The 20,798-nt window shown below is 47.8% G+C and carries 19 protein-coding genes; 14 read left to right on the forward strand and 5 right to left on the reverse strand.

Annotated elements, in window-relative coordinates:
- The first annotated feature begins 2 nt into the window (after nt 1–2).
- Genes trkA through J8Z23_RS16080 form a run of 3 tightly spaced genes read left to right on the forward strand, consistent with a single transcriptional unit; the run spans nt 3 to nt 3,444 of the window.
- Nucleotides 3–1,379, forward strand: a complete 1,377-nt coding sequence (gene trkA / locus J8Z23_RS16070) for a Trk system potassium transporter TrkA (protein WP_005394041.1) — start codon at nt 3–5, stop codon at nt 1,377–1,379.
- Between the two features lie 9 nt (nt 1,380–1,388).
- The gene (locus J8Z23_RS16075) at nt 1,389–2,834 is read left to right on the forward strand and encodes a TrkH family potassium uptake protein (RefSeq protein WP_006742925.1); all 1,446 of its coding nucleotides are present in this window, start codon (nt 1,389–1,391) and stop codon (nt 2,832–2,834) included.
- Nucleotides 2,835–2,859: 25 nt separating this feature from the next.
- Complete coding sequence (locus J8Z23_RS16080) at nt 2,860–3,444, forward strand: DUF3157 family protein (RefSeq protein ID WP_434634299.1); 585 nt, start codon at nt 2,860–2,862, stop codon at nt 3,442–3,444.
- 38 nt (nt 3,445–3,482) lie between these two features.
- On the opposite strand, the gene trhA is transcribed toward J8Z23_RS16080, so the two are convergent.
- On the reverse strand, nt 3,483–4,136 hold the full coding sequence (gene trhA, locus J8Z23_RS16085; protein ID WP_256956248.1) for a PAQR family membrane homeostasis protein TrhA: 654 nt from the start codon (nt 4,134–4,136) through the stop codon (nt 3,483–3,485).
- Nucleotides 4,137–4,206: 70 nt separating this feature from the next.
- Nucleotides 4,207–5,013, reverse strand: a complete 807-nt coding sequence (locus tag J8Z23_RS16090; protein WP_282150614.1) for a sporulation protein — start codon at nt 5,011–5,013, stop codon at nt 4,207–4,209.
- Between the two features lie 296 nt (nt 5,014–5,309).
- On the opposite strand from J8Z23_RS16090, the gene J8Z23_RS16095 reads away from it, so the two are divergent.
- From J8Z23_RS16095 to J8Z23_RS16115, 5 genes are all read left to right on the forward strand, one after another.
- Nucleotides 5,310–5,477, forward strand: coding sequence for a hypothetical protein (locus J8Z23_RS16095; protein ID WP_005379043.1), 168 nt, complete (start codon nt 5,310–5,312; stop codon nt 5,475–5,477).
- Between the two features lie 166 nt (nt 5,478–5,643).
- On the forward strand, nt 5,644–5,910 hold the full coding sequence (locus J8Z23_RS16100; RefSeq protein WP_048625604.1) for a YihD family protein: 267 nt from the start codon (nt 5,644–5,646) through the stop codon (nt 5,908–5,910).
- A 313-nt stretch (nt 5,911–6,223) separates the two neighbouring features.
- Entirely contained in the window at nt 6,224–7,645 is a 1,422-nt protein-coding gene (gene ccoG / locus J8Z23_RS16105; protein WP_006742922.1) for a cytochrome c oxidase accessory protein CcoG, read from the forward strand.
- A 53-nt stretch (nt 7,646–7,698) separates the two neighbouring features.
- A complete protein-coding gene (locus tag J8Z23_RS16110) occupies nt 7,699–8,685 on the forward strand; it encodes a serine/threonine protein kinase (protein ID WP_048625613.1) in 987 nt (328 codons plus the stop codon).
- 34 nt (nt 8,686–8,719) lie between these two features.
- Nucleotides 8,720–9,322 (forward strand): thiol:disulfide interchange protein DsbA/DsbL, encoded by a 603-nt coding sequence (locus J8Z23_RS16115; protein WP_434634303.1) that lies wholly within the window; start codon nt 8,720–8,722, stop codon nt 9,320–9,322.
- Between the two features lie 45 nt (nt 9,323–9,367).
- Here the strand turns inward: J8Z23_RS16115 and J8Z23_RS16120 are convergent, their stop codons facing one another.
- Nucleotides 9,368–10,246 carry an acyltransferase gene (locus J8Z23_RS16120; RefSeq protein WP_434634305.1) on the reverse strand — a complete coding sequence of 293 codons (879 nt, stop codon included), beginning with the start codon at nt 10,244–10,246 and terminating at the stop codon, nt 9,368–9,370.
- A 149-nt stretch (nt 10,247–10,395) separates the two neighbouring features.
- On the opposite strand from J8Z23_RS16120, the gene J8Z23_RS16125 reads away from it, so the two are divergent.
- A complete protein-coding gene (locus J8Z23_RS16125; protein WP_124008262.1) occupies nt 10,396–11,352 on the forward strand; it encodes a DUF2860 domain-containing protein in 957 nt (318 codons plus the stop codon).
- A gap of 57 nt (nt 11,353–11,409) precedes the next feature.
- On the opposite strand, the gene J8Z23_RS16130 is transcribed toward J8Z23_RS16125, so the two are convergent.
- Entirely contained in the window at nt 11,410–12,933 is a 1,524-nt protein-coding gene (locus J8Z23_RS16130; protein ID WP_006742918.1) for a YifB family Mg chelatase-like AAA ATPase, read from the reverse strand.
- Nucleotides 12,934–13,397: 464 nt separating this feature from the next.
- Between J8Z23_RS16130 and ilvG the strand changes: the two genes are divergently transcribed.
- From ilvG to ilvA, 5 genes are read left to right on the forward strand one after another with little or no spacing between them, the layout of a single operon-like run.
- Entirely contained in the window at nt 13,398–15,044 is a 1,647-nt protein-coding gene (gene ilvG, locus J8Z23_RS16135) for an acetolactate synthase 2 catalytic subunit (RefSeq protein ID WP_005394061.1), read from the forward strand.
- 11 nt (nt 15,045–15,055) lie between these two features.
- Nucleotides 15,056–15,340, forward strand: coding sequence for an acetolactate synthase 2 small subunit (ilvM, locus tag J8Z23_RS16140; RefSeq protein ID WP_005378958.1), 285 nt, complete (start codon nt 15,056–15,058; stop codon nt 15,338–15,340).
- A gap of 12 nt (nt 15,341–15,352) precedes the next feature.
- Complete coding sequence (gene ilvE, locus J8Z23_RS16145; RefSeq protein WP_005378953.1) at nt 15,353–16,291, forward strand: branched-chain-amino-acid transaminase; 939 nt, start codon at nt 15,353–15,355, stop codon at nt 16,289–16,291.
- A gap of 14 nt (nt 16,292–16,305) precedes the next feature.
- Nucleotides 16,306–18,147: a dihydroxy-acid dehydratase gene (ilvD, locus tag J8Z23_RS16150; protein WP_258692566.1), complete on the forward strand. Its 1,842-nt coding sequence runs from the start codon at nt 16,306–16,308 to the stop codon at nt 18,145–18,147.
- Between the two features lie 2 nt (nt 18,148–18,149).
- Complete coding sequence (gene ilvA / locus J8Z23_RS16155; RefSeq protein ID WP_053807526.1) at nt 18,150–19,697, forward strand: threonine ammonia-lyase, biosynthetic; 1,548 nt, start codon at nt 18,150–18,152, stop codon at nt 19,695–19,697.
- A gap of 56 nt (nt 19,698–19,753) precedes the next feature.
- Here ilvA and punR read toward each other — a convergent pair whose 3' ends face one another.
- Nucleotides 19,754–20,656 carry a DNA-binding transcriptional activator PunR gene (gene punR / locus J8Z23_RS16160; protein ID WP_005394068.1) on the reverse strand — a complete coding sequence of 301 codons (903 nt, stop codon included), beginning with the start codon at nt 20,654–20,656 and terminating at the stop codon, nt 19,754–19,756.
- Nucleotides 20,657–20,798: the final 142 nt, after the last annotated feature.

Raw genomic sequence — 20,798 nt, forward strand, 5'->3', positions numbered from 1 at the left:
GTATGAAGATCATTATTCTTGGTGCAGGTCAGGTTGGCGGCACACTGGCAGAAAACCTAGTGGGTGAAAACAACGACATCACCATCGTCGACAACAATGCCGACCGACTGCGCGAATTACAGGACAAATACGACCTGCGTGTGGTCAATGGCCATGCGAGCCACCCAGACGTGCTGCACGAAGCGGGTGCACAAGACGCCGATATGCTCGTCGCGGTGACCAACACTGATGAAACCAACATGGCCGCCTGCCAAGTCGCGTTCACTCTATTCAACACCCCAAACCGCGTTGCACGTATTCGCTCTCCAGAATATCTGGCTGAAAAAGAAGCCCTGTTTAAATCTGGCGCCATTCCTGTCGATCACCTTATCGCACCAGAAGAACTCGTTACGAGCTACATCGAACGTCTGATCCAATACCCAGGCGCGCTGCAAGTGGTGAGCTTTGCTGAACAGAAAGTCAGCCTAGTGGCAGTAAAAGCCTACTACGGTGGCCCGCTGGTGGGTAATGCGCTGTCTGCTTTGCGTGAGCACATGCCGCACATCGATACCCGTGTGGCGGCGATTTTCCGTCAAGGTCGCCCGATTCGTCCTCAAGGCACCACCATCATTGAAGCAGACGATGAAGTGTTCTTCGTTGCAGCAAGTAATCATATTCGCTCAGTGATGAGTGAGCTTCAGCGCCTAGAAAAACCGTACCGCCGCATCATGATTGTTGGCGGGGGTAACATCGGTGCCAGTCTCGCAAAGCGCTTAGAACAAAACTACAGCGTGAAGCTGATTGAACGTAACTACCAACGTGCAGAGAAACTGTCAGAAGAGCTAGAAAACACCATTGTGTTCTGCGGCGACGCGGCAGACCAAGAGCTTCTCTCGGAAGAGAACATCGACCAAGTCGACGTCTTCATCGCACTGACCAACGAAGATGAAACCAACATCATGTCTGCGATGTTGGCAAAACGCATGGGTGCGAAAAAAGTAATGGTGCTGATCCAACGTGGCGCTTATGTAGATCTGGTACAAGGCGGCGTAATTGATGTGGCAATCTCACCTCAGCAAGCGACCATTTCCGCCTTGCTGACGCACGTTCGTCGCGCTGATATCGTGAACGTATCCTCACTTCGCCGCGGCGCTGCGGAAGCAATTGAAGCCGTCGCTCACGGTGATGAAAGTACATCCAAAGTTGTTGGACGTGCGATTGGAGATATTAAGCTCCCACCTGGGACCACCATTGGTGCTATCGTTCGTGGCGAAGAAGTCCTTATTGCCCACGACCGTACGGTCATAGAGCAGGATGACCATGTGGTGATGTTCCTGGTCAACAAAAAATACGTATCAGACGTCGAAGCGCTATTCCAGCCGAGTCCATTCTTCCTCTAGGATTTTCCTATGGTCAACTTACGTCCCGTACTATTTGTTATCGGGCTGGTTTTATCCAAACTGGCCCTGTTTATGTACGTGCCGACTTTGGTCGCTTTCTTCACTGGTACGGGGGGATTTCTCGATTTCGCCCAAGCCGTTGTGATCACGCACCTTGCCGCCTTCATCTGCCTCACGATCGGTCGAACCGCCAAGTTCAAACTCAGCGTACGCGATATGTTCCTCATCACCAGTCTGGTTTGGACCATCGCCAGTGCATTCGCCGCCTTGCCGTTTGTATTCATCAACCACATCAGCTTCACTGACGCCTACTTCGAAACGATGTCGGGTATCACCACGACGGGCTCAACGGTGCTCAGTGGCCTAGACAACATGGCGCCGAGCATCTTGCTGTGGCGCTCTATTTTGCAGTGGCTTGGTGGCATTGGCTTTATCGTGATGGCGGTGGCGGTGCTACCTATGCTCAATGTCGGTGGTATGAAGCTATTCCAAACCGAATCATCCGATTGGTCGGATAAAAGTAGCCCGAGAGCAAAAACGGTCGCCAAAAACATCGTAGCAGTTTATTTGATGCTTACTGGCTTATGCATTGTGGGCTACTTGGTCACCGGCATGAACCTGTTTGAAGCGATCAATCACGCCTTTACCACGCTATCAACGGGCGGATACTCTACATCCGACGGGTCGATGAACCACTTCTCTAATGGCGCACACTGGGTGGCTACTACCTTTATGTTCTTAGGTGGCTTGCCATTTTTGCTCTTCATCGCCGCGTTACGTAAACGCCGTATTGATGTGTTAGTTAACGACGCTCAAGTTCGAGGATTCGCGTACCTGTTCGTGTTCTCAAGCTTAGTGATTTCAGCCTGGTTAGTGATTCGAGACGGATACACCATTTTGGATGCGCTACGAGTGTCGATGTTTAATATCGTCTCTGTCGTCACCACAACCGGCTTTGGCTTAGAGGACTTCACCGCGTGGGGCGCATTACCCACAACTCTTTTTGCCTTCTTAATGATGGCGGGCGCATGTTCGGGGTCAACGTCTGGTGGGATCAAAATCTTCCGTTTCCAAATCGCAATGACACTGCTGAACAAACAGATGATGAAATTGATTCACCCTTCAGGTGTGTTTGTACAGCGCTACAACCAACGCCCAGTGAATGATGACATTGTTCGCTCGGTGGTCGCGTTTGGCTTGATGTTCTTTATCACCATCATCTTTATCGCGGGTTGCTTGAGTGCACTGGGTTTAGACCCCATCACTAGCATCTCTGGTGCCATCACTGCGGTAGCCAACGTCGGCCCAGGTATGGGAAGCGTGATTGGACCAACGGGTAACTTCGCGCCTCTGCCAGATACCGCCAAGTGGCTCCTGAGCTTTGGCATGTTAATGGGCCGCTTGGAAATTCTGACTATTCTTGTACTGTTCTTCCCTGCGTTTTGGCGCCGTTAAGCAGACACAAATAAAAGGTATAACAATGAAAACATGGATTACTCTGGCGACCCTACTTGCCGCCTCATCCACATACGCCGCTGAAGTCATCACTTTAGCCGATGGTCGAGAAGTGAAGTTAAACGATGACTTTACTTGGGAATACGTCATGAAAAAACCTGCGCAGCAAGCTACAGAGACGCGAGCGACAACAGATGCGGTTGAAACGATCGCAGCTCCCGCAATTGCGACAATTCCAGTGGTGACGAAAACTGTTGGCACTACCGTGGTGGTAAACGCCAAAAAGCCAACCATGCAGCTGTCTGACTCTGGTGTCGACGTACTGATTGGCTCCGCGAGCTATCAAGATGGTGAGCTCGTACTGCCAACGTCCATTACCAATCAAAGCTCACAATCGGTGATTCAAGTTGAAGTGGAAGTTCAGGTATTTGATATGTCTGGCCAGCAACTGGCGAAAGAAAAAGTCACAGTTTGGCAATCCATCAAGCGAATGGCGGATACTTACCTGCGACCACAACAAGCAGAACAGGGTAAAAGCATCAAACTGGCAGTGCCGCAGTCTCAGCAATACCAGTTTTCAGCCAAAGTGTTAGAAGTGAAAACTCGTTAATGTGATAACACATGTTTTGTCGAGTTTATCTCTATCCGTTAGATAGGCTCGACAAAATAATAAATCGCGAAGAAATGGCACACACAACCCGCCAAAACGAAGCCATGCCAAATCGCATGATTGAATGGAATACGCTTCGTAACGTAGAAAATCACCCCCAGTGAATACACTATCCCACCAGCTGCGAGTAATGTCAGTCCGCCAATATCCAAGTTGATCGCCAACTGATAAATCACAATCAACGACAGCCAGCCCATGACCAAATACGTCATCAAGGAAAGCTTTTTAAATCGGTAAACAAACGCGACTTTCATGATGATGCCGAGTAGAGCGATGGTCCAGATAACAATCATCAAACCAAACGCGAGCGGCGTACGTAAACTCACCAACAAAAAAGGCGTATAACTGCCAGCAATGAGTAGATAAATGGCGCAGTGATCGAAAGTTTTTAGCCAACGTTTGGCGTTGGGGTGCGGAATTGCATGATACAGCGTCGAAGCCAAAAATAGCACGATAATACTCGCACCGTAGACAGCCATACTGGCCAGCGTCAGCGTATCAGCTTGCTGGTCTATGGCTTTGATTAGCAGCAGTATCAGGCCAACAATACCAAAAATCATCCCAATGCCATGAGTGATGGTATTGGCCAGTTCTTCGCGTTGACTGTATTGAGGTTTCTGCAGTTCAGACATCAATGCGCCTATACTAGAGTTTGAAATTTGCTCTAGTATGGCACATTAGGCTTACACGTGTAAGCTTAAATTAAGACTCATGAACGGCCGTGGTTTGGTCGAGGTAATTAAGTACAAGTTCGCCCACTTGCTCAAGCTTAGTTGTGGCTGGAATGGTCAACTCTCGTTTGAGTTTTCCGCTACCCAGTAAGCTTGCGAGCATGCCACCCTCGCCCTTGCGTGTGCGGTCAACTTCAAACCATAATTTGAGTTCTCGCTCGCTACGATGAGCGACAAATTCTAACTCACGCCACACGCCATGGTATGGCCCGTCAGTCGGCACCATCTCAAATTCTTGCACAAATGGCAGGTCGAACCCTTTTACTTCCTCACACTCCACTTGGCGAATACGCAAACCTTGCGCTTCAAATGCGGATAACACCGCATCCATTAGTGGATCAGGTCGAACGGTGAGGATGTCTTTATCGGTCGGGTCTAAAGCAGCAGCAACGTCCAAGCCGGTTTCGAGCCACACTTTGGCGTCACCAATGGTGACAGGCGTATTCCAAGGCACATCGAGCTGAACATCGAAGGTACGCTCTTCGCCGGAATGGATGGTAAACGCATAAGGGAGGCTCCACTTAGCAAGCACATGAGTCTGAGGTACTCGGCGCATGCTGTGTCCTTCTCGCGCACCACGGTCATCAGGAGCTTCCGCGATATAGCGACAACACAGTTTTAAATCGATGTTGTCGATCGCTTGTTCAGTGGCACCACCATAAACATGGATAGACACATCCACACTTTGACCAGGATATAGCACGTCTTGATTTAGGATTGAGTCGACCTTAGCGCTCCCAATCCCAAAACTGGCAAGTGTCTTCTTCAAAAATGACATAGGCACCTCCTTCGTCGAGATCTCATACTACTACTGCTGATCGAGGGATCAAACAAAAATTGCCTCGATCATCGCGACAAAATGACAAAATCTAAACAATTCAATTGCTCAACTATCGACCAATTATTACAAGGATGCTAATCTTATACGTGATATGCATGCATATCGGTATTCCTGATTCATTAACTGGATTGGCGAGAGCCAGAAGAGTGATTCTTCAATCTTGTTGGAGCCTAGCTCATAATGATTCAGGCCATTACATCGGCAATGGATATGCCTGACAGTTAGGTAAATTAATGCGCCCAACAACAGTCAGGTTCGCACACACTAATACTAGTGCAATGCGCCGCCGCAGTGGCTTTACTACTGCACCAAAGGCAAAGCAAGTTGCGCCAGCAATGACATTGGTTGAGAAGACAGCAATGATGTCGAGTGTTCCGGCCAAAGTTATCAAAGCAGCTTAATCAAAAGCGCGGCGCCAGCTGCGCTTTTTTCTTTGCACGCGACTCAAACCACCTCAACGACTTAGAGCAAAACACAGTGAAATAGATAGTTTTTCCTATTTGGTCTTCGCAAAGCAATTTGGTACCTTTACAGCTAATTACACCTATAAATTCTGTGGAGAAAGAAATGAAGTGTCATCGCATTGAAGAGCTGCTTGAGCTACTAGAGCCTGAATGGCATAAAGACCAAGAAATGAACCTACTGCAGTTCATCGTGAAGCTAGCGAAAGAAGCAGGCTACGAAGGCAAGCTAGAAGATCTGACCGACGACGTGCTGATCTACCACCTTAAAATGCGTAACAGCAGCAAAGACGAAATGATCCCAGGTCTTAAGAAAGACCAAGAAGATGATTTTAAAACTGCGATTCTGCGCGCTCGTGGCATCATCAAATAACCGGCTCAACAACCCAGTATTCTTTAAGCGACTCCCTCAAATGAGTCGCTTTTTTATAACTAAAATTTTTAGTCCCACAATTGGTTATAACTGTTCAGCCAATTATCAGGTTAACTGTACTGACTTTTGTTGTTAAACGTTGACTGCGTTAAAGAAAAGGAATTGTTATTGATTGTATAATCGCCGTTCATCAGTATTTACTAAAATAATTATGTCCGGTCATGATTTATGATAAGGACGAAGTAGCAATGTCATCGAGCGACATCAATAGAAATGACGCCGTACATTATAAAAGCCTAAGAAGGATGAGTGCATGAGTCAGGATAAGATCGATATCAAAGATGTGACTCCTAAAACCTATAATCCCAAAACCCACAAAGGAAACGGGGATCGGTTCAACCCAAGTAATCGCATCTATGTACGCGAAAGCAAAGGGACTTACCAGAAACTGCGTCGCTACGGTGGTTGGTTCTTACTGCTTCTCTTCGCTTTGATACCGTGGATCCCTTACGGTGAACGTCAAGCGATCTTGCTCGATATTGGCAACCAGCAGTTCAACTTTTTCGGTACCACGTTGTATCCGCAAGATCTTACCCTACTCGCCTTGCTATTTGTGATCGCGGCGTTTGGGTTGTTCTTTATTACCACCTTCTTAGGTCGAGTTTGGTGTGGCTATCTCTGCCCACAAACCGTCTGGACCTTCATGTATATCTGGTTTGAAGAGAAACTGGAAGGCAGCGCCAATAAGCGTCGTAAGCAGGACTCCAATAAGCTGACGGCAAATTTAGCGATGCGCAAAACCATCAAACATATAGCTTGGTTTGCCATTGCGCTCGCCACTGGTTTTACTTTTGTTGGCTACTTCGTACCAATGAAGCAATTGGTTATCGACTTTTTCACCTTTAACGCCAACTTCTGGCCCGTCTTTTGGGTAATGTTCTTTGCCATTTGTACTTATGGTAATGCTGGTTGGATGCGTTCCATCATGTGTATTCACATGTGTCCTTACGCGCGCTTCCAGTCTGCCATGTTTGATAAAGACACCTTCATCGTTGGCTATGATGCCAAACGTGGTGAAAAACGTGGTCCACGTCCGCGCAAAGCCGATCCAAAGCAACTTGGTTTGGGGGATTGTATTGATTGTGACTTGTGTGTGCAGGTGTGCCCAACAGGTATCGATATTCGTGACGGCTTACAATATGAATGTATTAACTGTGGCGCCTGTATTGATGCGTGTGACAACACCATGGATCGCATGGGTTACGAGAAAGGACTAATCAGTTACACCACCGAGCACCGCTTATCGGGTAAGAGTACCAAAGTCATGCGTCCGAAGCTGCTGGGCTATGGAGCTGTGCTACTGGTCATGATTGGTCTGTTCTTTGCCCAAATCGCAGCGGTAGACCCAGCAGGCATGAGTGTTATTCGCGACCGCAACCAACTGTTCCGCGTTAATAGCTCAGGCGAAGTAGAAAACACCTACACCCTCAAGGTGATCAACAAAACTCAGCAAGTGCAAGAGTACTCGTTAGATGTTGAAGGGCTATCCGATGTAAGCTGGTACGGTAAGCAGACAATTCAGGTACAGCCAGGTGAGGTATTGAACTTACCAATGAGTCTTGGCGCCGATCCTGACAAGCTAAACTCTGCGATTACGACAATTCAGTTTATACTCACCGATAAGAGCAACGAATTCACCATTGAAGTGGAAAGCCGTTTTATTAAAAAACTATAGCGCTACTTCAGTGACTAACGGAAAAAGGCTCAGTAATGAGCCTTTTTGTTTATATGTCCCAAAGTATGTTTAACTTTGACGCCCTTACCCCAGATTTTATGTGGTACGCGTTAGAAAGCATCGGCGTTCGCGCAGAATCAGGCTTTCTTCCCCTCAATAGCTACGAAAACCGTGTTTATCAATTCACTGACGAAGAGCGTCGTCGTTATGTCGTCAAGTTTTACCGCCCTGAACGTTGGAGCAACGAACAGATCCAAGAGGAGCACGACTTCACTTTAGAACTAATTGGAAACGAAATCCCCGTCGCACCACCTGTGCGCATCAACGGTGAAACCCTGCATCACTATCAAGGCTATGCCTTTGCGCTGTTTGAGAGCGTGGGTGGTCGCCAGTACGAGGTTGACAACTTAGATCAGCTCGAAGGTGTAGGGCGCTTCCTTGGTCGCATCCACAAAGTGGGTAGCCGCCAAGCCTTCCAACATCGCCCAACGATTGGCTTGCAAGAATACCTGTATCAACCAAGAAAGATTCTGCAAAACGCCAACATGATTCCAATGCACTTGGAGAACAGCTTCTTCAATGACTTGGATATGCTGATCAAATCGATTGAAAGCCACTGGCAAGAAGGCTTCAATACTATTCGGCTGCATGGCGATTGCCACCCAGGCAACATTTTGTGGCGAGATGGCCCTATGTTTGTTGATTTGGATGACGCTCGTAACGGCCCTGCAGTACAAGACTTATGGATGCTACTGAACGGTGAACGCCAAGACAAACTGATGCAGCTGGATATTGTTTTAGAGGCTTACCAAGAGTTTTGCGACTTTAATCCTGCAGAATTGAAACTAATCGAGCCACTTCGCGGTCTACGAATGGTGCACTATATGGCATGGCTAGCAAAACGTTGGCATGACCCTGCATTTCCTCTCGCTTTTCCATGGTTTAATGAGCCAAAATACTGGGAAGGTCAGGTCCTTGCATTTAAAGAGCAGATCGCCGCTTTAGAAGAAGCACCGCTGTCTTTAATGCCTCAATGGTAAGTCAGGCCACAAATTCAAAAATGGAGATATTTCGATGAAAAAACTGTTCGCACTGTTTTCTATGCTGATGCTAAGCCTGTCGGCACATGCAGCTCAATTCAAAGAAGGTGAACATTACAAAGTATTGGATCTTGAGGCATCAAAAAAACCTCTTGTGACGGAGTTTTTCTCTTTCTACTGCCCGCACTGTAATAGCTTTGAACCTGTTATCCAGCAACTGAAAAAGCAGTTGCCAGAAGGCACTAAACTACTAAAAAACCACGTTTCTTTCATGGGTGGCAACATGGGCCCATCAATGAGCAAAGCCTACGCGACCATGGTTGCACTAAAAGTGGAAGACAAAATGGTGCCAGTGATGTTTAACCGCATCCACAATCTAAAGAAGGCGCCACGTAACGATGAAGAGCTTCGCCAAATCTTCCTTGATGAAGGTGTAGACTCGAAGAAATTCGACTCTGCATTCAAAGGCTTTGCGGTTGATTCCATGGTTCGCCGTATGGACAAGCAATTTGAAAACAGCGGTCTAACCGGCGTTCCTGCGGTTATCGTTAACAACAAATACCTAGTTCAAGCACAAAGCATCAAAACGATGGATGAGTACTTCTCTCTGGTGAACTACTTGCTGACACTAAAATAAGCACATCGATATCAATCAAAAGGGGAGCACGTCGCTCCCCTTTGTTTATTTGTAAATCTCTTGTAGCAACCGATCTTTTTCTTGCCACACATCACCCAACCATTGCTGAAATTGTCGCTTATAGGGCTTATCGTTAAAGTAATCACCAAGCACTCGTTCATCGACGGGCAACACATTCACACGCACAACCACCTTGCGCATGCGGCCCATCAATAAATCCTTGAATGGCTTATTTGTATTTTCTGGGTACGCCAGCGTCACATCGATAATGTTCTCGAACTGCTCCCCCATTGCCGCTAACGTGTATGCGATCCCGCCCGATTTTGGTTGCAGCAAATATTGGTAGCTCGTCTTGCTCTTACGCTGTTTTTCTTCGGTAAATCGAGTGCCTTCGACATAATTAACCACTGTGGTTGGTGCATGTTTGAACTTGACGCACGAGCGACGTGTCGTCTCTAAATCTTGACCTCGTTTGTGCGGGTTTCGGATCAGATACTCTCGCGAATAACGACGCATAAATGGCATGTCGAGTGCCCAACACGCCATCCCAATGAAAGGCACATACAACAGTTGTTGTTTGAGGAAAAACTTCGGCATAGGAATGCGGTCTTTAAACACGCAGCAAAGCACCACAATATCGGTCCAACTGAGATGATTACTGATCAGCAGATACCACCCGTCTTTTTTCAGAGCCTCACCGCCCTGAACATCCCAGTCAACACGGTTAGAAACCGCCAGAATGCCCGCATTAACGGTAGCCCATAACCACATCACCTTGTTGGCACAAGCGGTCGTTTTCGCTTTTAGCTCCACGCTTGGAAGCAATACTTTAAACACAGCGATAATACAAATTGCGATTGAACACAGCGCAGAATTGAGAATCACAAAAGAAGCGTTAAAAAAAAATAACAAATATGCCAACATGATAGTCAAACAACAGTGATAATGTGTGAAGAATAAAACAGCGTGTAATTATACTGCGCCTTTGCCACATTGGAATATGCGTGGGAATGGTCAGATTTGTTACCTCAACCAATATTTGCACCACTCATTCGACAATAAGGAGATAACGAATGAAACCAAGGCTAATTCTCTTGCCTTTGGCCTTTGTCGTCAGTTCTGCTCAGGCTCAACTCGCTGAAACCGCAGGTTTTGGCGGTGAAATTTCGCTGAATGCCGGATTTGTATCATCAGAATCCAACTTCAATACGGAAAATAGTAACACCATCGATTCTCTCGATAAGCGTGCCGATAGTGACAGTTCTGTTATCGCTGCACCGCTAGGGAGTGTGACATACACCTTTGGTAGCCGACTTAACCACCAAGTTTACGCCGGTACCACACGCTCAGATGTCGCGGTAGGTACACTCGCTTTTCAGTTGGGCTATCAACACGAGCTACAATCTGGCACCGTGCTCGATGTTTCCTATCTGCCGACGGTACTTAAAGGCGAAACTTGGCGTAACCCATATCAAGTCGGAATCGCCCGTCAAGAAACGGATGTGGACGGCAATGCCTATCGCTTTCAAATCAAAGGATTGATTGATAAAAACTTCAACCTTGATCTCGCTTATGCTGATAAAGACATTGAACAAGAAGAAGTAACGGACCGTTCACTCGCTCGCGATGCGAGCCTTTACTACGTTAAAGGTGACTATCGGATTTCACTTAATCAAACATCCATGTTGCAACCGGCGTTTACCTACATTAATCAAGATGCCGACGGTAAGGCGGAATCATTTGATTCGTACGGGTTTGACATCAGTTGGTTTAAATTTATCAACCGCCATCGGTTGGCCCTCACCGCAGGTTATGCCTGGAAAGACTATCAAGCCGCTAGCCAAACTTTTGCTAAAACACGAAATGATGACACCGTCAGCCTATTTGCAGCCTATGAATATCAAAACGTGTTTGACTGGCAAAACTGGTCGTTCATTTCTTTAGCCGGCTACAGCCAAACGGACTCAAATATCACGTTCTATGATGAGAAAGAGTACCTGTTATCGCTCGGTTTAAACTACACCTTCTAACGTCCTTCATCGCAACAAGGCACTTACAACACTTGTTGCGGTGATATTTGCACGTCTCTATACCGCTTGCGCCGTGAGTTGTTTCAGTAAGCGATCCATCGCTCGATACCCAAGCGCCTCGGCTAAGTGCGCTCGTTCAATCTGCTCCGCCCCATCAAGATCGGCGATTGTTCGCGCCACTTTGATAATGCGATGATACGCGCGAATCGAAAGCCCCAAACGATGCAAAGCGGTTTCAAGAAACTCCGCATCACTTTTGTGTAAGGGGCAAAACGCCTCGATTTCTCGACTGCCTAACAAAGCATTTACCTTACCGCTGCGGTTCAACATATTGGTACGCGCATGATTCACACGTTCTTTAACGATAGCGGTCGGCTCGCCGCGATCACCACCTTCTGCTAATGTCCCTTTGGGCAGAGCAGGGATTTCTAAAGACATATCAAAGCGATCTAACAATGGTCCAGATAATCGACCAAGGTAGCGCAAAATAGCTTGTGGATTGGTGCGAGCTTGATTGCCTTCATAATATCCTGTCGGACTTGGGTTCAATGCTCCAACTAATTGGAAGCGAGCCGGAAAGCGTGTTTTACCTTGCGCTCGAGAGATAATGATCTCACCAGATTCGAGCGGTTCGCGTAACGAGTCCAGCACCTTTCGGTCAAATTCGGGCATTTCGTCGAGAAACAACAAGCCGTTGTGGGCTAAAGAGATCTCCCCGGGTCTGGGTACCGAGCCACCGCCAACTAATGCAGCCATTGAACTTGAATGATGCGGAGAACGAAACGGACGCGACTTCCAATTGTGCTCATTAATTTCACTCTGCGTCAGCGACGCCACCGAAGCGGTTTCCATTGCTTCTTCGTCACTCATCTCCGGTAGTAAGTCACACAAACGCGAAGCCAACATGGTTTTTCCAGTACCTGGCGGGCCAAGGAAAAGTAAGTTGTGGTTTCCAGCGGCAGCTATCTCCAATGCGCGCTTACCTTGTTGTTGGCCAATAATATCTTGTAAGTCTCGACCATGTTTTTCGACTATTTTGCGCTTAGGCGTTTGAAAAAGATTCAGTCGATGTTGACCACAAAGCTCGGCACATACTTCCAGTAATGATTGGGCCGATTTATGTTGTTCCTTCCCCACCAGCGCCGCCTGATCGCCATTTACATGTGGGACCACTAAATGACGTTGAATCTTACTGGCTTCCAGCGCAGCAGGCAGCACACCTTTTACAGGTCTTAGACCACCAGATAGCGCTAACTCGCCAACAAATTCGTAGTTTTTAAGCTTATCTGTCGCGATTTGCTCCGAAGCGGCCAAAATCCCCAATGCGATAGGAAGATCAAAACGCCCTCCCTCTTTGGGCAAATCTGCTGGAGCTAAATTAACGGTGATCCGCTTAGCTGGAAACTGAAAATTAGAATTAATGATCGCGCTACGAACGCGATCTTTGGACTCTTTTACCGTCGTCTCTGGCAGCCCTACCAAGGTAAACCCGGGCATACCATTGCTAATATGAACTTCTACACTAACCGATGGCGCTTGCACCCCGACGCTTGCTCGACTATGAATGATTGCCAGCCCCATACGTTCCTCAATTTATTGAACACTCTGTAAACAAATGTTTTATCTAGTTGGTTATGTTATATACCGCGTCCCAATTGAGAGTTAATGTGAAAAAAGAATGACTTTTTGCTTGTCATGCAGCGGAATTGTGTGATACCACTAATGACGCAAACAATTTCGTAGAACATTACACAACATTTTTTAACGAAAAAAGAACGACAGACAGATGAACCTTTTCGCTCATATCAACGCACTGCTAGCCCTGATTATCGTGGTCATTATTGGCACCGCGCGGGGTATTGTGGGCGAAAGGTAACCACAAATTACAAAAAACCCCCGCACTGAAAAGTCCGGGGGTTTTTTTACAACTACAAGTTGTCATCTGTCTAACCCTCGGACAGTTTAACGGGAAGAATGGGAGTGCACATGAAGTGCAATAAATATGGCAATCGCTACGAGCCACAACGTAGCAAAGGAGGTTTACGATGACTGGTGCACAACTTGTCGTAGCCGCTTTAAGACAGCAAGGCATCGAAACCGTTTTTGGCTACCCTGGCGGGGCCATCATGCCAATCTACGATGCTTTGTATGACGGAGGGGTGGAGCACATCCTATGCCGTCATGAGCAAGGGGCTGCCATGGCCGCCATCGGTATGGCTCGTTCCACTCAAGACGTTGCTGTATGCATGGCAACTTCCGGCCCAGGGGCCACTAACCTTGTTACCGGCCTTGCCGACGCTTTCCTTGACTCCGTACCTCTAGTTGCCATCACAGGCCAGGTTGCTAGCTCTCATATCGGTACCGATGCATTCCAAGAAATGGATGTGATCGGAATGTCCCTAGCCTGTACTAAGCACAGCTATCTCGTGACCGAAATTGAAGACCTAGCGCCAACGCTAGCCGAAGCGTTTGAAGTGGCCAAAACGGGTCGTCCGGGTCCAGTCATTGTCGATATCGCCAAAGACGTTCAACTGGCTCAAACTCCAACAGATCTACTGCCTCCATACGTAGCGCCTGCAATCGAAGATGTCAGCGCTGAAGACATTAAGCGCGCACAAGATGTACTGGCAGCCTCAACTCGCCCAGTGTTGTATGTTGGTGGTGGCGTGCAACTCGCGAAAGCAACCGATGCAGTACGCGAATTCCTTCGCTTAAACCCAATGCCAGCAGTTAGCACACTAAAAGGCCTCGGTACCATTGAACGCCATGATCCTCACTATCTTGGTATGTTGGGCATGCACGGCACCAAAGCCGCTAACCTAGTGGTTCAAGAAGCCGATCTATTGATCGTGGTTGGCGCGCGCTTTGATGACCGTGTGACGGGTAAGCTCGACACGTTTGCACCAAATGCGAAAGTGATTCACATCGACATTGATGCTGCGGAGATTCATAAACTTCGCCACGCCAACGCACCATTGCGTGGCGACATCAACACCATTCTTCCTCAGCTAGAGCTGACTCAAGATATCTCACCGTGGGTACATCACAGTGAAAGTCTGCGCAGCGGCTTTAAGTGGCGTTACGACCACCCGGGCGAGTTAATCTACGCACCGCTATTGCTTAAACAACTGTCAGACATGATGCCAGACAGCTCAATTGTCTCGACTGATGTCGGTCAGCACCAGATGTGGGCAGCGCAACATATCCAGCCACGCGAACCACAAAATTTCATTACTTCTGCTGGCCTTGGCACCATGGGCTTTGGCTTGCCAGCAGCGATGGGTGCAGCAGTCGCACGTCCTGATGATCAGTCTATCCTTATTACAGGTGACGGTTCATTTATGATGAACGTGCAGGAATTGGGCACGCTGAAGCGTCGTCAGATTCCAGTGAAGATTGTCCTTCTTAATAACCAACGTCTTGGCATGGTTCGCCAATGGCAATCGCTGTTTTTCGACGGTCGCCACAGTGAAACCATTCTTGATGACAACCCAGATTTCGTGATGCTAGCAAAAGCGTTCGATATCCCGGGCAAGACCATCACCAAGAAAGAAGAAGTGGAGCCAGCGCTGAAAGAGATGCTAGCGAGTGAAACTTCTTACATGCTTCACGTTTTGATTGATGAAGAAGAAAACGTGTGGCCATTGGTGCCACCTGGCGCATCAAACAGTGATATGTTGGAAAATACATAGGAGACAATCGCATGGACAGATATTTACTCGACATCAAAGCCGATGACAAACCGGTACTGTTGGAGCGCGTTCTACGTGTGATTCGTCACCGAGGCTTCGTGATCAAACAAGTCGCTGCTACGCAAAACCATGAAAGTAAAGTAGCCAGCGTCGAGATCATCGTCGACAGCGATCGACCAATCTCGTTTTTGATCAATCAAATAGAGAAGTTGTGGGACGTTCGTAAGGTTGAGGTGCTAAAAATCCGCAACGATGAACTGCCAAATCACAACTTACAACAACACGTAAGTGCATAAGGAAGGCAACAAATGGCAACGAAAACTGCAGATTTCATTTGGTTTAATGGTGAGATGGTTCCATGGGCAGAGGCTAACGTTCACGTTCTGACTCACGCAATGCATTATGGTACATCCGTGTTTGAAGGCGTGCGCTGTTACAACACACCAAAAGGCCCAATTGTCTTCCGTCACCGTGAGCATGCACAACGTTTAAAAGATTCCGCCAAGATTTACCGTTTCCCGATCCCTTTTTCTGTAGAAGAAATCATGGAAGCTACCCGCGAAACACTGCGCCAAAACAAACTCGATAGCGCTTACATTCGTCCATTAGGTTTTGTCGGTAATGTTGGTTTGGGCGTGTGCCCACCAGTTGGCACTGAAATGGATCTAATCATTGCGGCATTCCCTTGGGGCTCTTACTTAGGCGAAGAAGCGCTAGAGAAAGGCGTGGATGCGATGATTTCAAGCTGGAACCGCGCGGCACCAAACACCATCCCGACAGCAGCTAAGGCCGGCGGTAACTACCTATCTTCACTACTGGTTGGTGGTGAAGCCCGTCGTCACGGATACGACGAAGGTATCGCACTGAGCGTTGATGGTTACCTATCGGAAGGGGCTGGCGAAAACATCTTCGTTATCAAAGATGGCGTGATCACCACACCACCAGCAACCAGCGCGATTCTGCCGGGCATCACGCGTGATTCGATCATGACTATTGCACGCGATAAAGGTTATGAAGTGCGTGAAGCCAATATTGCACGTGAAGCGCTTTACCTTGCTGATGAAGTCTTCATGACAGGTACGGCAGCTGAAATTGTGCCTGTGGCAACCATCGACAAAATTGAAGTGGGCACAGGTAAACGCGGCCCAATCACTAAAGAACTACAAGCAGCCTACTTTGGCCTATTTGACGGCACCACGGAAGATAAGTGGGGCTGGTTAGACTATGTGTACCCAGAACAGAAGTAAGAAGGATTTAAGAAATGCCAAAATATAGATCAGCTACCACCACACATGGTCGTAACATGGCGGGTGCACGCGCGCTGTGGCGTGCAACGGGTGTGAAAGAAGAAGACTTCGGTAAACCAATCATCGCCGTGGTGAACTCGTTTACTCAATTTGTTCCGGGTCACGTACATCTTAAAGACATGGGCCAGCTTGTCGCACGTGAAATTGAAAAATCAGGCGGCATCGCGAAAGAATTCAACACCATCGCGGTTGATGATGGTATCGCAATGGGTCACGGCGGCATGCTGTACTCACTGCCTTCACGCGAACTGATCGCAGACTCAGTAGAATACATGGTGAATGCACACTGTGCCGATGCCATGGTGTGTATATCTAACTGTGACAAAATCACTCCGGGAATGTTGATGGCATCCATGCGTCTCAACATCCCGGTTATCTTTGTCTCTGGTGGCCCGATGGAAGCGGGTAAAACCAAGCTTTCTGATCAGATCATCAAACTAGACCTTGTTGATGCAATGATCCAAGGCGCGGATCCAAAAGTATCTGATGAGCAAAGCGAGCAGATCGAACGCAGCGCATGTCCAACCTGTGGATCGTGTTCAGGCATGTTCACGGCAAACTCGATGAACTGCCTAACAGAAGCGCTGGGTCTTTCTCAGCCGGGCAACGGTTCTATGTTGGCGACTCACGCAGACCGTGAACAACTGTTTCTTAATGCAGGTCGTCGCATTGTTGAACTGACTCGTCGTTACTACGAGCAAGATGACGAATCCGCGTTGCCACGCAACATCGCAACTTATGATGCCTTCGAAAATGCAATGGCACTGGACATTGCCATGGGTGGTTCAACCAACACCATTTTGCACCTGTTAGCTGCAGCGCAAGAAGGTGAAGTGGATTTCGATATGGAAGATATCGATCGCCTATCACGTCAAGTACCACACCTATGTAAAGTGGCACCATCTACCCAGAAATATCACATGGAAGACGTACACCGCGCAGGTGGCGTAATGGCGATTCTTGGTGAATTGGATCGTGCTGGTCTACTGCACAATGATGCTCGCACCGTACTGGGTCTTTCAATGAAAGAGCAGTTGGCAAAATACGACATCATCCAAACGGAAGACGAAGAGGTACTTAAGTTCTACCGCGCAGGCCCTGCGGGTATTCGTACCACCCAAGCGTTTTCGCAAGATTGTCGTTGGGATCGCCTTGATGACGACCGTGCAGAAGGTTGTATTCGCGCGAAAGACAACGCCTTCAGCCAAGAAGGTGGCCTAGCCGTTCTATCAGGCAACATCGCATTGGATGGCTGTATCGTGAAGACTGCCGGTGTTGATGAAAGCATTCTTAAGTTTATTGGTCCGGCTGTGGTATTTGAGAGCCAAGAAGATGCGGTGGAAGGCATCTTGGGTGGCAAAGTCAAAGCAGGTGACGTGGTTGTTATCCGTTACGAGGGCCCTAAAGGTGGTCCGGGCATGCAAGAAATGCTTTACCCAACCACTTACCTAAAATCAATGGGCCTTGGTAAAGAATGTGCACTGCTGACTGACGGTCGCTTCTCTGGAGGTACATCAGGACTCTCTATCGGCCATGCTTCTCCTGAAGCCGCTAACGGCGGTGCTATTGGACTGGTGAAACCAGGCGATATGATCTCGATTGATATTCCGAACCGTTCAATTTCACTCGAAGTGTCTGAACAAGAACTTGCAGAGCGCCGTGCAAAACAAGATGAACTTGGCTGGAAACCTGTTGATCGTCAAAGAGAAGTTTCCTTTGCACTTAAAGCGTACGCGAGCATGGCCACCAGTGCTGACAAGGGTGCAGTACGAGACAAGTCGAAGCTAGAGGACTAGCAATGATGGAATCTCAACCCGAAAAGAAAGTAAATCAAACTGGCGCAGACTATCTGCGCCAAATCCTTCGCGCACCTGTTTATGAAGTAGCAACAGTGACGCCACTGCAAGAAATGCCTCGTTTATCTGCACGTATCGGGAATAATGTGCAGATCAAGCGTGAAGATCGCCAACCCGTGCACTCGTTCAAATTGCGCGGTGCATACAACATGGTGGCGAGTTTATCTGAAGCGCAGAAAGCCGCTGGTGTCATCGCTGCATCGGCAGGTAACCACGCTCAAGGCATGGCACTGTCTGGCACTAAGCTGGGAATCAAAACCACTATCGTGATGCCAAAGACCACGCCGGATATCAAAGTCGACGCCGTACGCAGCTTTGGTGGCAATGTGGTACTACACGGCAGCAACTTTGATGAAGCAAAAGCAGAAGCCGAACGTTTGTCAGAGCAATATGGCTATACTTTTGTGCCCCCCTTTGATCACCCACTGGTGATCGCAGGTCAAGGCACCATCGGTATGGAAATGCTGCAGCAAAATGGTCACCTTGATTACATCTTTGTTCCTGTCGGTGGCGGCGGTTTGGCCGCTGGTGTTGCGGTACTCGTGAAGCAGTTAATGCCAGAAATAAAAGTCATTGCTGTAGAGCCGGAAGACTCATCTTGTCTAAAAGCCGCGCTGGATGCTGGTGAACCAGTGGTACTAGACCAAGTCAGCATGTTTGCCGATGGCGTCGCAGTAAAGCGCATTGGTGAAGAGACTTTCCGTCTGTGCCAAAAGTACATTGATGGCCACATTGCGGTGTCTAGTGATGAAATCTGCGCAGCAGTAAAAGACATCTTTGAAGATACCCGAGCGATTGCTGAGCCTTCGGGTGCGCTTGCTCTGGCGGGGCTGAAAAAGTTTGCAGAACAGAACAAGCTGAAAGACAAAAACCTAGGCACGGTACTGTCTGGTGCAAACACCAACTTCCACGGGTTACGCTATGTTTCTGAGCGCTGTGAGCTTGGTGAAAAACGTGAAGGTTTGCTGGCAGTGACGATTCCTGAACGCCAAGGAGCATTCTTTGAGTTCTGTAACTTGATTGGCGGCCGTGCAGTTACGGAGTTTAACTATCGTTATAACGATGACGAACTCGCTAATATCTTTGTCGGTGTTCGTCTGCAAGGTGGTCAAGAAGAGTTGGAAAACATCATTCACGATCTACGTGAAGGTGGCTATCCGGTGGTTGACCTTTCTGATGATGAAATGGCGAAGCTACACGTTCGCTACATGATCGGCGGGAAGCCATCGAAGCAACTCAAAGAGCGACTCTACAGCTTTGAATTTCCAGAGTACCCAGGTGCCTTGCTGAAATTCTTAAGCACTCTTGGTACCCATTGGAATATTAGCTTGTTCAACTACCGTAACCACGGCGCAGACTACGGACGCGTTTTATGTGGTTTCGAGTTAGATGAAGGAGATTTAGCTCAGTTTTCGGCACATTTGCGCGAACTTGGCTATCAATGCAAAGACGAAACAGACAACCCGTCTTACAAGTTCTTCCTGTCATAAAACGCCACATTCCAAACATATCAAATAAAACACCTCGCTATTGCGAGGTGTTTTTTTTATGACTGTAACCAATCTTGATGTAGCTGATTAGGCGATCCTAGGTAATCCACCATCCATTGGATCAATTTATGATTATCATCTTTGCGCCAGACCAAGCAACAATGACTGAGCGGCTTATCATCTGGCATCACCTTCTCCACCAGCACACCATCATTGATCAGTGGCGTTGCAATATGACGTGGCATATAACCCACGCCAACTCCATTTTTCAAACATTCAATTGCACTGTACCAGTTGGGTAGTAACAATCGGCGTTGTTGCGGATAATGGCCAGTATGGCGCTTTGGCAGCACGTTCGAAGTATCATCAAGGCAGATCGCCGGAAATTGACTCACAAACTCTTCAGTAAGCACTTGTTGGCGAACACAGGGATGAGCGGGAGACATCACAAATGCCCAATCCAATACGCCCATATCTTTGACTTCAAAATCCCCACCAACGGGAACCGCAGACGTGGCTCCAACGACTATATCAGCTCGTCCTTGTGCTATAGCCTCCCAAGAACCATTGAAGACCTCCATATTGATCTGCAATTCAGCAAATTCAAACTCGCGATAAAAATCTTCCACCAAAGGTTTGAGCTTCTCTAACTTCACCACGTTATCTAAGGTCAGCTTTAACGTGCTCTTCCATCCTTGAGCTGCTCGGCGTGTTTGTGCTTTCACCTCTTCCATTTGACGCAGCAAAGAGCGAGCCTCAGCCATAAAAAGTTCACCTGCTGGAGTTAACTCCACTTTCCTCGGTAAGCGTCGAAACAGCACCACATCTAAATCTTGCTCGACCTGCCTTACTCCATAACTGATGGCTGAAGGGACTTTATGCAGCACCTCAGCCGCAGCGGTGAAACTGCCTAAACGGGCAACCGTATCCAGCATTTCCAGAGACGCTTTAGAGAACATGATTTAACCTTTCAAAAAATTTGATTGATAACCAACAATTTTAGCGTTTTATTTTCTTAAAATCGAAAAATAGAATAATAAGGTAAATAAATCAGGGTTGGCGCCAACTGATGTTGATTAAAAAATGATTAAATAATTTGAC

Source organism: Vibrio sp. SCSIO 43086 (genome assembly GCF_051132235.1).
Taxonomy (GTDB): Bacteria; Pseudomonadota; Gammaproteobacteria; order Enterobacterales; family Vibrionaceae; genus Vibrio; species Vibrio diabolicus.